Here is a 10,832-nt window from a genome sequence, read left to right as displayed (position 1 = left end):
GGCCAGCCGCGCGCGATGGTGCGCTGGGTCACCGCCGGCGGCCGGCGCCGCGCCTATCTCGTCACCGCCAAGCCGCTGGACGGGGGCGGCGTCGGCGTCTGGACCGAGGACGTGACCGAGCTGGAGGAGCTGCGCGAACAGCTCAAGCGCAACATCGACGCTCACGACGAGACCCTCAACCACATCGCCGAGGCCGTCGCCGTGTTCGGCCAGGGCAAGCGGTTGATCTTCTACAACACCGCCTTCGCCGAGCTCTGGGGGCTCGAGGACGCCTGGCTGGACGAGCAGCCCAGCCACTCCGAGGTGCTGGACCGGCTGCGCCAGCGCCGCCGCCTGCCGGAGACCGCAGACTACGCCAAGTGGAAGGCCGCCGAGCTCGACCGCTACGAGCAGCTGGCCGCCGGTCCCGACGACCTGTGGAGCCTGCCCGACGGCCGCACGCTGAAGGTGGTGCGCCAGCCGCACCCGATGGGCGGCATCCTGCTGCTGTTCTCCGACATCACCGGCGAGCTGAAGATGAAGGCGCAGTACAACGCCCTCATCCAGGTCCAGCAGGCGACGCTCGACAAGCTGAGCGACGCGGTGGCGGTGTTCGGCTCCGACGGGCGGCTGCGGCTGCACAACGAGGCCTTCGCCCGCTTCTGGCAGATCAGCCCGCAGCAGCTGGAGAGCGCGGGCGACTTCGAGGGCGTGGTCGACCTGTGCGTACCCAAGCTGCACGACATGGGCTTCTGGCGCGAGCTGAAGGGCCGGGTGGGCGATCCCGATCCCAGCGCCCGGGCGCCGATCTCCGGCGAGGCCAAGACCTCGGACTCGCGCATCGTGGCCTACCAGTCCCGCCCGCTGCCGGACGGGGCGACCTTGATCGCCTTCACCGACGTCACCGACGCCAAGAAGCTGGAGAGCGCGCTGGCGGCCCGCGAGGCGGCGCTGGCCGAGGCCGAGCGGCTGAAGCGGGATTTCGTCGGCAACGTCTCCTACGAGCTGCGCACCCCGCTCACCACCATCATCGGCTACTCCGAGCTATTGGAGCGCTCGGGCGAGGCGTTGTCCGAGCGCGGCCGCAGCCACGCCGGCGCGGTGAAGGCCGCCGCCACCCAGCTGGCGCGCTCGATCGACGACGTGCTCGACATGGCCCAGATCGACGCCGACGAGATGGCGCTTGACCTGGAGGACGTGCGCGTCGCCGAGCTCCTGCAGGCGGTCGCCGGCCGCTGGCGCGCCGAGGCCGAGACCACCCGCATCGCGCTGGTGGTGGAGAGCCCCGAGGACGTCGGCGTGATCCGCGGCGACACCCGCCGGCTGTCGCAGATCCTCGACCACCTGGTGGAGAACGCGCTCGGCCAGACACCGCCGGATGGGACGGTGACCATCGCCGCGCGCCGGGCGCTCGGCGAGATCCAGCTGCAGGTCTCCGACAGCGGCCGCGGCATTCCCTTCCACGTCCAGGCGCACATCTTCGACCGCTTCGTCGGCCGCGAGCGCGGCGGCCCCGGCCTGGGCCTGGCGCTGGTCAAGGCGCTGACCGAACTGCACGGCGGTTGGGTGGCGCTGGAGAGCGAACCGGGCGCGGGGGCGACCTTCACCTGCCACCTGCCGGAAGAAGTGCAGGCGACCGCCGCGCAGCCGGAGCTGGGGTTCGCGCAGTAAAACGTCCCTCCCCATTACGGGAGGGAATTTTTAGTGCTGGCTCTCGGGCAGCCGCACGACCAGGCCGTCCAGTTCCTCGGTGACCTTGATCTGGCAGGACAGGCGGCTGTTCGGCTGCACGTTCTCGGCGAAGTCGAGCATCGACTCCTCCATCGCCGACTTGTCGCCGGTCTTGGCCGTCCAGGCTTCGTCGACGAAGACATGGCAGGTGGCGCAGGCGCAGGCGCCGCCGCAGTCCGCGTCGATACCGCGCACATTGTTCTTCACCGCGCCTTCCATGACCGTCAGGCCCGGCTTGACGTCGATGACGGTCTCGGTCCCGTCGAACGCGATGTAGGTGATCTTCGCCATTTGCCTCTGCTTCTCTTTAGGCCGCGACTTCTTTCATGGAGACCGAGGGGTCCGCAAGCTTGGCTTTGTCGAGGCGTTTGCGGTTGCCGATGAGCTGACGGCCCATCATGAACTCGGGCGGGGCGTTGATCGCCTCCACCGACTGCAGTTGGTCGCCCTTCAGGTGGAAGACGGCGAACTTGCCGCTGGCCGGGTCGCCACGGACGACGATCTCGTCGACGTCGAACGCGTAGCCGGCGATCTGCAGCTTCAGATCGTACTGGTCCGACCATTGCCAGGGTGTCTCGCCCGCGGGCGCCGGGCGGCCGGTGATGGCGCAGGCGGCCTGCTTGGCCTGCTCCAGGGCGTTGGGCACGCTCTCCATGCGGAACATGCGGCCGTAGATCGGCATCGGCCGGTGGGCGACGTCGCCGATGGCGAAGACGTGCGGGTCGGAGGTCCGGGCCTCCAGGTCGACGACCACGCCGCGCGCGGTCTCCAGCCCGCTTTCGGAGGCGAGCTCGTCGTTCGGATGGGCGCCGACGCCGACGACGGCGGCGTCGCAGCCGATCACCCGGCCGTCCGCCAGCTTCACGCCGGTGACGTGGCCGTTATCGCCTTCGAAGCCGATCACGCTGGCGCCCAGCTCGAAGCCGACCCCATGCTTCTCGTGATAGCGGCGGAAGAAGTCGGAGAGCACCTCGGTCGCGACGCGCGCCAAGAGCCGGGTCTCGCGCTCCAGCACCACCACCTCGGCGCCGAGCGCGCGGCCGGAGGCGGCGACCTCCAGGCCGATGTAGCCGCCGCCGACGACGGCCAGCCGCTTGCCGGGACCAACCTTCGCCTTCAGCGCCTCGGCGTCGGTCGCGGTCCGCAGGAACATCACCCCGGCGAGGTCCGCGCCCGGGATCGGCAGCGCGATCGCCCGCGCGCCGGTCGCCAGCACCAGGACGTCATAGTCGACCTGCGAGCCGTCGGAGAGGGTGACCTTGCGGGCGCTGCGCTCCAGCTTCACGGCGCGCAGGTTCGGCCGGAAGTCGATGTCCGCCTCGGCGTAGAACGCCAGCGGCTTCAGCGCCAGGGAGTCGGCGTCGGCCTCGCCCTTCAGCCAGGCCTTCGACAGCGGCGGGCGCTGGTAGGGCGCATGCGGCTCGTCGCCGATCATGGTGATCCGGCCGGTGTGGCCGTACTGCCGCAGAAGGGCCGCCAGCGTGCCGCCGGCATGGCCCGCCCCGATGATCACCACGTGCGCGTTCAGATCGCTCATAGTTTCCCCCGATGCCGAAAACTGTGCGGTCGGTCAACTTGCGCCCGCGGGTCGCCGGCGCCGGTGCGGCGACCCATCGCACATACGACCTGTCGGGCGTCTTGATCGGCCTCAGATTTACGGCGCATGCTCGGCCGGAACGGCTTAGATGACGCGCTCCACGAGCATCTTCTTGATCTCGCCGATCGCCTTGGCGGGATTCAGTCCCTTGGGGCAGACCTGGGCGCAGTTCATGATCGTGTGGCAGCGGTAGAGCTTGAAGGGATCCTCCAGCTCGTCCAGCCGCTCGCCGGTCGCTTCGTCGCGGCTGTCGATCAGCCAGCGGTAGGCGTGCAGCAGCGCCGCCGGGCCCAGGTACTTCTCCTGGTTCCACCAGTAGCTGGGGCACGAGGTCGAGCAGCAGGCGCAGAGGATGCACTCATAGAGGCCGTCGAGCTTCTCGCGGTCCTCAGGCGACTGGACCCACTCCTTCTGCGGCTCCGGCGTCTCGGTGTGCAGCCAGGGCTCGATCGAGGCGTACTGGGCGTAGAACAGCGTCAGGTCCGGCACCAGGTCCTTGACCACCGGCATGTGCGGCAGCGGGCTGATCGCCACCTCTCGGCCGGGGACCTCTTCCCAGCCGTGGGTGCAGGCGAGCGTGTTGCGGCCGCCGATGTTCATGGCGCAGGAGCCGCAGACCCCTTCCCGGCACGACCGGCGGAAGGCCAGCGTCGGGTCCATGGTGTTCTTGATGTGGATCAGCACGTCCAAAACCATCGGGCCGCAGGCGTCCACGTCCACGTCGTAGGTGTCCCAGCGCGGATTGCCCGCGTCCTCGGGATCGTAGCGGTAGACGCGGAAGGTCTTGGTCTTGCCCGCGCCGGCCGGCGCGGGGTGGTGCTTGCCGCGCGTGACGCGGGAGTTCTTCGGAAGGGCGAGTTCAACCATGGGAGCTTCCTAGTACACCCGCGCCTTCGGCGGGATGTAGGCGATGTCGTTGGTCATGGTGAAGTTGTGCACCGGGCGGTAGTCGATCTTCACCTTGCCGGTGGCGTCGTCGAACCAGGCGAGCGTGTGCTTCATCCACTGTTCGTCGTTGCGCTCGGCGAAGTCCTCGCGGGCGTGGGCGCCGCGGCTCTCGGTGCGGTTGGCCGCGCCGTTCACCGTCACGGCCGCCTGGCCGATCAGGTTGTCGAGCTCGAGGGTCTCCATCAGGTCGGTGTTCCAGATCAGGCCGCGGTCGACGACCTTCAGGTCCGGGCGCTTGTCGTGGACGGCTTGCAGCCGCTGGACGCCGGACTTCAGGGCCGGGCCGTCGCGGAAGACGGCGGCGTCCTCCTGCATGGCGCGCTGCATCTCCAGCCGCAGGGACGCGGTGCTGGTCGAGCCGTTGGCGTTGCGCAGCTTGTCGAAGCGGGCCAGGTGGCCGTCGGTCATGCTGGCCTTCAGCTCGGGCTGCTTCTCGCCGGCCTTGACGGTGTCGGCGGCGCGCAGGGCCGCGGAGCGGCCGAACACCACCAGGTCGATCAGGCTGTTGGAGCCCAGGCGGTTGGCGCCGTGCACCGAGACGCAGGCCGCCTCGCCCACGGCCATCAGGCCCGGGACCACCTTGTCGGGGTTGTCGCCCTCGCGGGTGACGACCTCGGAATAGAAGTTCGTCGGGATGCCGCCCATGTTGTAGTGCACGGTCGGCAGGACCGGGATCGGCTCCTTGGTCACGTCGACGCCGGCGAAGATCTTGGCGCTCTCCGAGATGCCCGGCAGGCGTTCGGCGAGGATCTTCGGGTCCAGGTGGTCGAGGTGCAGGTTGATGTGGTCCTTCTTCGGACCCACCCCGCGGCCTTCGCGGATCTCGATGGTCATCGCCCGGCTGACCATGTCGCGCGGCGCCAGGTCCTTCACCGACGGCGCATAGCGCTCCATGAAGCGCTCGCCCTCGGAGTTGGTCAGGTAGCCGCCCTCGCCGCGGGCGCCTTCGGTGATCAGGCAGCCGGCGCCGTAGATCCCGGTGGGGTGGAACTGCACGAACTCCATGTCCTGCAGCGGCAGGCCGGCGCGCAGCACCATGGCGTTGCCGTCGCCGGTGCAGGTGTGGGCGCTGGTGCAGGAGAAGTAGGAGCGGCCGTAGCCGCCGGTGGCCAGGATCACCAGCTGGGCCTGGAAGCGGTGCAGGCTGCCGTCGTCCAGCTTCCAGGCGGTGACGCCGCGGCAGACGCCTTCGTCCATGATCAGGTCGAGGGCGAAGTACTCGATGAAGAACTCGGTGTCGTGCGCCAGGCTCTGCCCGTACATGGTGTGCAGCATGGCGTGGCCGGTGCGGTCGGCCGCCGCGCAGGTGCGCTGGATCGGGGCCTCGCCGAAGTTGCGGGTCATGCCGCCGAAGGCGCGCTGGTAGATCTTGCCCTCGGCCGTGCGCGAGAACGGCACGCCCCAGTGCTCCAGCTCGTAGACCGCGGCCGGCGCGTTGCGGCACAGGTACTCGATGGCGTCCTGGTCGCCCAGCCAGTCCGATCCCTTGACGGTGTCGTACATGTGCCAGCGCCAGTCGTCCTCGCCCATGTTGCCGAGGCTGGCGGAGATCCCGCCCTGCGCCGCCACCGTGTGCGAGCGGGTCGGGAAGACCTTGGAGATGCAGGCCGTCTTCAGGCCCGCCTGGGCGCAGCCGAGCGCCGCGCGCAGCCCCGAGCCGCCGGCGCCGACGACGACGACGTCGAACTTGTGGTCGATGAAGTTGTAGGCAGCCATGGCTCAGTAGGCTCCGCCGCCGAAGGCGACTTTCAGGATCGAGAAGATCGCCAGCGCGCCGGCGAGGCCGCAGACGAACAGGTTGAGGATCAGCAGCGCCGACTTGTTCAGGGTGACGTGGATGTAGTCCTCGATCACCACCCGCAGGCCGCTGGCCATGTGCCAGAAGCTGATGCCCAGCAACAGCACCATCAGCACCGCGTTCAGCGGCTGGGCGATCCAGTGAACCGCGAAGTCATAGTCGCCGGCGGCGAGCCGCAGGACGGCGAAGACGCCCCACAGCGTCAGCGGGACCAGGGCGACCGCGCCGACGCGCTCGCTGATCCAGTGGGTGACCCCGTGCCTGGCCGCGCCCAGCCCGCGGGCGCGCGACAGCGGCGTGCGATAGCTGACCATGTTCAGATCGCTCCCGTCATGGCGGCGATGAGCCAGATGGCGAGGGTCGCCGCGGCGGTGAAGGCGAAGACGAAGACGGCGCTGGCGTTGGCCGACTTCAGGTCGTAGCCGTGGCCGGCGTCCCACACCAGGTGCCGGATGCCGTTGGCCAGGTGATAGAAGAACGAGACCGTCAGGCCGAACATCACCAGGAGCCCGATCGGCGAGCCCATCACCGCCTTGAAGGCGGCGTAGGCGTCAGGCCCGCTGGCCAGGCACACCGCCCAGGCCGCGGCGATCAGGGCGCCGACATAGAGCGCCACGCCGGTGGCGCGGTGGGCGATCGAGGTCGCCATGGTGATATGCCAGCGCCACACCTGCAGGTGCGGCGACAGCGGCCGCTCACGAGGCGCCTTCGCAGCGTCGCTCATCGTCCTTCCAGTCCTCGTTCCGTCCCAAGCCCGGGGCGGCTTGTAAGCCGCCGCCATGGGGTGTCAACGAATGCGGCGCAAGTCTATTTGCGAACAATTCGCAACTACTTCGCCAAAGCCGAACACTTGCGCCGCGAGGCCTTTGGCGCAATGTGTCTTTGCTTTAGGGGTCCTTCGCGTTTCGCGAAGGAAGGACTGCAGAACGCCCGCTCCGTCGCCTGCGGCGACTGTTTCTCCGCAAGCGGGGCGAGACGTAGGGGCGTTCGGCGCTGGAGCATCAACATGCGCTACGACCTCACCGACCTGCGGCTGTTCTGCGACGTGGTGGAGGCCGGCAGCATCACCGGGGGGGCCGAGCGCAGCGCTCTGGCGCTGGCCGCCGCCTCGACACGGATCCGCGGCATGGAGGACCAGCTCGGCGCGCCGCTGTTGATCCGCTCGCGCCAGGGCGTGACGCCGACTCCGGCCGGCCGCACCCTGCTCAAGCACGCCCGCTCGATCCTCGCCCAGAGCGCGCGGATGCGCGAGGACCTGGGCGCCTACGCCGGCGGGCTGTCGGGCGAGGTGCGGCTCTTGGCCAACACCAACGCGCTGGCCGAGTTCCTGCCCGAGGCGCTGTCATCCTTCCTGGCGAAGCATCCGCACGTCAGCGTCGACCTCGAGGAGCGGCTGTCGGACGAGATCGTCGGCCTGATCGCCGAGGGCGTGGGCGATGTCGGCATTGTCGCCGGCACGGTCGACATGGGCGCGCTGCAGACCTTCCCCTTCCGCTCCGACCGCTTCGTGGTGGTGACCAGCGCGGACCATCCGCTGGCCGCCCGCGCCTCGGTCACCTTTGCGGAGGTGCTGGGCCACGATTTCGTGGGCCTCGAGCGGTCGAGCTCGCTGCAGCGCTTCCTCGCCGCCAAGGCCGCGCGCGAAGGCCGGCCCTTGCGCCTGCGCGTCCAGCTGCGCAGCTTCGACGGGGTCTGCCGGCTGGTGGAGTGCGGCGTGGGCGTCGGCGTCGTGCCCAAGACCACCGCGGCGCGGGCGGTGAAGACCATGGCGCTCGGCGTGGTCGAGCTGGCCGACGACTGGGCGCTGCGCGAACTGCGCATCTGCGTGCGCAGCCTGGGCAACCTTGGCCTCTACGCCCGCGAGCTGGTCGAGGCGCTGCAGGCGGCGTGATCCGTCCGACGGATCAGCCGCCTTTCGGATTCGGCGTCAGCGGCTGACCGGCGGTGCGCTTGGCCTCGATCTCCTTCGAGGTCGCGGCGATGGCGAGGAACCGGTTGGGCGTCGTCGGATGGTCGGATTTGACGAAGATCGCGTCCGGCGCCTCCACCGCCATCTTGCGCCAGAAGTCCTCGACGCCGTCGGTCGAGTAGCCGGCGCGGGCCATGTAGTACATGCCGACATAGTCGGCCTCGGCCTCGAACTCCGGCGCCGCATGGGCCTGGCCGATCGCCATGCCCAGCTTGGTGAACTTGCCCTTGGTGTCGACCCCGTTCGCCGCCGCCGCGAGGTCGATGAGCACGCCCGGGATCGCCGCCATGCGGCCGTTGTGCTTCTGAGCCTGGATATGATGCTGGCCGTTGTGGGCCAGCTCATGAGCGATCACCAGGGCGAGTTCCTCGTCCGTCGTGGCGAGCTTCAGTATTCCCCGGTTGATGTGGATGACCGCGCCGTCGGCGTAGGCGTTGATCTCCGATGAATCCTCCACCGCCACGCCGTAGCCGCAGGCCAGGACCGGCGTCACTGCGACTGGCGTCTCCTGGCCCGCGCGGCGCACGACAATGGTCACCGGAGCTGTCGACTGGCCCATCGCCGCGGCCAGCTGCTTGCTGAACTTCTCGCCCGCAGCCTTGCCAGCAGGCGCCGCCTCTCCGTTCAGCGACACCACGACGTCCCCCGGCTGCAACCCCGCCGCGGCGGCGGGTCCACCGCTGACGACGCCGGTCACGGTAAGCCCGGACCCCAGCCCGTAGACCTCGACGGCCGCCTCGCGCGCCTTGGCGTCGAAGGCCTCCGGCGTGGCCCACGAGGCGCCGATCCGCGGTCGCCGGTCGGCGCAGAGGTCCTGATTGGCCGCCTCGATCCGGAAGGCGATGTCCTCGACACGCCGCAGCTCCTTGGCCCGCGCCTTGAGCACATAGACCATTTCCCGCTGGGCTTCTTCCGATGCGGCCTCCTTGGTGACCGCGGGCCCCGCGGTCTTCGGATCCGCCCAGGCGATCAGCCCCAACGCGGCGACGGCGACCGCGGCTCCTCTACCCCTCGACATGGCTTCCCCCAAGCTCCCAAGGGCACAACCTCTAGACGCGGGAAGGTTAAGATTCTCGACGCTACGCGCGGGGGCTCGCGCGTCGTGCGCTCAGCGATCCACCAGCCAGCTCTCGGACCGCATCTCCTGCAGCCGCGAGGCCGTGCGCTCGAACTCGAAGGCGCCGTCGCCCGCCGGATAGAGCCGCGCGGGCTCGGCCTCGGCCAGCACGATGGTGCGGGTCCTGGCCTCGTAGAGGGCGTCGATCAGGGTGACGAAGCGGCGGGCCTCCTCGCGCCGGGCGGGGCTGAGCTTCGGCACGTCCTCCAGGAAGATGGTGTGGAAGGCCTGGGCGATGGCCAGATAGTCGTTCGGCCCGAGCGCCACCGAGCAGAGGCTGGCGAAGGTCGCGCGCAGGAGGCCGCCTTCGGCGTGCGGCAGGGTGATCTTGCGTCCCAGCACCTCCAGTTCGGCGCCGGTCTCCTCGGCGCCGCCCAGCATGTCGCGCCACAGCTGGTCGAAGCAGCGCTCGTGGTCCGGGTCGATCGGCGAGAACCAGGTGCCCGCCGCCCGCAGGCGGTCGAGCCGATAGTCGTGGCCGCCGGCGACGCTGACCACCTCCAGCCGCGTCTTCAGCATGTCGATGAAGGGCAGGAACAGCTGGCGGTTGATGCCGTCCTTGTAGAGGTCGTCCGGCACGCGGTTGGAGGTCGCCACGAGCGTGACGCCGCGGACGAACAGGGCCTCGAACAGCCGGCCCAGGATCATGGCGTCGGCAATATCAGTGACCTGCAGCTCGTCGAAACAGAGCAGGCTTGCGCCCTTGGCCACGAGGTCGGCGACCGGCGGGATCGGATCATCGCCCTTGTGCTGGCCGAAGCGGGCCTTGCGCTGGGCCGCGTCGCCCCTGCGCCAGGCGTCGATCGCGCGATGGATCTCGCCCATGAACACATGGAAGTGCGTCCGGCGCTTGGCGGCGACCGGGGCGGTCTCGAAGAACAGGTCCATCAGCATGGACTTGCCGCGCCCCACCGGGCCCCAGAGGTAGACGCCGCGCTGCGAAGCGGGCTGGGGCTTGCGGAACAGACCCGGAAGCCCGCGCCCCGGCTGGGCCTGGGCGAGGTCGGCGTCCAGCCGCGCGAGCGCCTCCAGGCCGAGCCGCTGGGCGGGATCGGGCCGGATCTCGCCGCGCTCCAGGCGGGCGACGTAGGCGGCTTGGAGCGCGGAGGCCATCGCCGTCTCGCCTAGCGTCAGGAGCGGCCATAAGCAAGGAACGGCGCCCAATCCGACGGGTTGATCCCGCGAGGAGGACGTTACGATGGCCGATGAAAACGGCAGCGTTACGAGCACCGCGTCGTCGAACCCCACGCAACTCCAGGATCGGGTGGGGGAGGATCAACAGCTCGACGCGCTGGACGTCGACGCCGTCGAGGCCCAGGCCGAGGCCGACGAAGATGCGGCCGCCGTCAGCCGCCGCGCCGAGGCCGACCGCTTCCAGGGCGCCAAGACCCGCCGGGCGAGCAAGGACATCATCAGCCGCAGGAATTGAGACGACCGCCTCCGTCTCGCGACGCTAGACCATTCGCCGCCGAAGTGGACGCCGGTTCGGCGTAGCGAATGGTCTAACTTCAAGAACTTATGAGCATTCGGCGGTTCATTCGAACCGCCGAACGCTCTAGAGGCTGTTAGGGACTGATCAACCGACGCAGGTCAGCGAGTCGTCATGACTCGCAAGCCCTATTCGACGGACGTTTCGGACGAGGAGTGGGCGTTCGCCGCCCCGTATCTGGCGCTGGTGAGAGAAGATGCGCCG

At 69.5% G+C, this 10,832-nt stretch carries 11 protein-coding genes; 3 read left to right on the top strand and 8 right to left on the bottom strand.

The window, feature by feature from the left end:
• The coding region (locus tag VJS38_RS08970; protein ID WP_324087809.1) for a sensor histidine kinase at positions 1-1,650 on the top strand (1,650 nt) is incomplete at its 5' end.
• 30 nt (positions 1,651-1,680) lie between these two features.
• Here VJS38_RS08970 and VJS38_RS08965 read toward each other — a convergent pair.
• The 6 genes from VJS38_RS08965 to sdhC form a co-directional block, all read right to left on the bottom strand.
• Positions 1,681-2,001, bottom strand: a complete 321-nt coding sequence (locus VJS38_RS08965) for a 2Fe-2S iron-sulfur cluster-binding protein (protein ID WP_324087808.1) — start codon at positions 1,999-2,001, stop codon at positions 1,681-1,683.
• A 16-nt stretch (positions 2,002-2,017) separates the two neighbouring features.
• Positions 2,018-3,247 (bottom strand): NAD(P)/FAD-dependent oxidoreductase, encoded by a 1,230-nt coding sequence (locus VJS38_RS08960; protein ID WP_324087807.1) that lies wholly within the window; start codon positions 3,245-3,247, stop codon positions 2,018-2,020.
• Between the two features lie 144 nt (positions 3,248-3,391).
• Positions 3,392-4,174: a succinate dehydrogenase iron-sulfur subunit gene (locus tag VJS38_RS08955; RefSeq protein ID WP_324087806.1), complete on the bottom strand. Its 783-nt coding sequence runs from the start codon at positions 4,172-4,174 to the stop codon at positions 3,392-3,394.
• A 9-nt stretch (positions 4,175-4,183) separates the two neighbouring features.
• Complete coding sequence (gene sdhA, locus VJS38_RS08950; protein WP_324087805.1) at positions 4,184-5,971, bottom strand: succinate dehydrogenase flavoprotein subunit; 1,788 nt, start codon at positions 5,969-5,971, stop codon at positions 4,184-4,186.
• Positions 5,972-5,974: 3 nt separating this feature from the next.
• Complete coding sequence (gene sdhD, locus VJS38_RS08945; RefSeq protein ID WP_324087804.1) at positions 5,975-6,367, bottom strand: succinate dehydrogenase, hydrophobic membrane anchor protein; 393 nt, start codon at positions 6,365-6,367, stop codon at positions 5,975-5,977.
• Positions 6,368-6,369: 2 nt separating this feature from the next.
• Positions 6,370-6,777 carry a succinate dehydrogenase, cytochrome b556 subunit gene (gene sdhC, locus VJS38_RS08940; protein ID WP_324087803.1) on the bottom strand — a complete coding sequence of 136 codons (408 nt, stop codon included), beginning with the start codon at positions 6,775-6,777 and terminating at the stop codon, positions 6,370-6,372.
• 282 nt (positions 6,778-7,059) lie between these two features.
• Between sdhC and VJS38_RS08935 the strand changes: the two genes are divergently transcribed.
• The gene (locus VJS38_RS08935; protein WP_324087802.1) at positions 7,060-7,944 is read left to right on the top strand and encodes a LysR substrate-binding domain-containing protein; all 885 of its coding nucleotides are present in this window, start codon (positions 7,060-7,062) and stop codon (positions 7,942-7,944) included.
• A 13-nt stretch (positions 7,945-7,957) separates the two neighbouring features.
• On the opposite strand, the gene VJS38_RS08930 is transcribed toward VJS38_RS08935, so the two are convergent.
• Positions 7,958-9,040, bottom strand: a complete 1,083-nt coding sequence (locus tag VJS38_RS08930; protein WP_324087801.1) for a M48 family metalloprotease — start codon at positions 9,038-9,040, stop codon at positions 7,958-7,960.
• Between the two features lie 90 nt (positions 9,041-9,130).
• The gene (gene zapE / locus VJS38_RS08925) at positions 9,131-10,252 is read right to left on the bottom strand and encodes a cell division protein ZapE (RefSeq protein ID WP_324087800.1); all 1,122 of its coding nucleotides are present in this window, start codon (positions 10,250-10,252) and stop codon (positions 9,131-9,133) included.
• Positions 10,253-10,337: 85 nt separating this feature from the next.
• Here zapE and VJS38_RS08920 point away from each other — a divergent pair, with 85 nt between their 5' ends.
• Positions 10,338-10,568 carry a hypothetical protein gene (locus VJS38_RS08920; protein ID WP_324087799.1) on the top strand — a complete coding sequence of 77 codons (231 nt, stop codon included), beginning with the start codon at positions 10,338-10,340 and terminating at the stop codon, positions 10,566-10,568.
• Positions 10,569-10,832: the final 264 nt, after the last annotated feature.

Origin of the sequence: Phenylobacterium sp. (assembly GCF_035276905.1) — a bacterium.
Lineage (GTDB): Bacteria > Pseudomonadota > Alphaproteobacteria > Caulobacterales > Caulobacteraceae > Phenylobacterium.
This window is presented reverse-complemented; position numbering and strand designations above follow the sequence as displayed.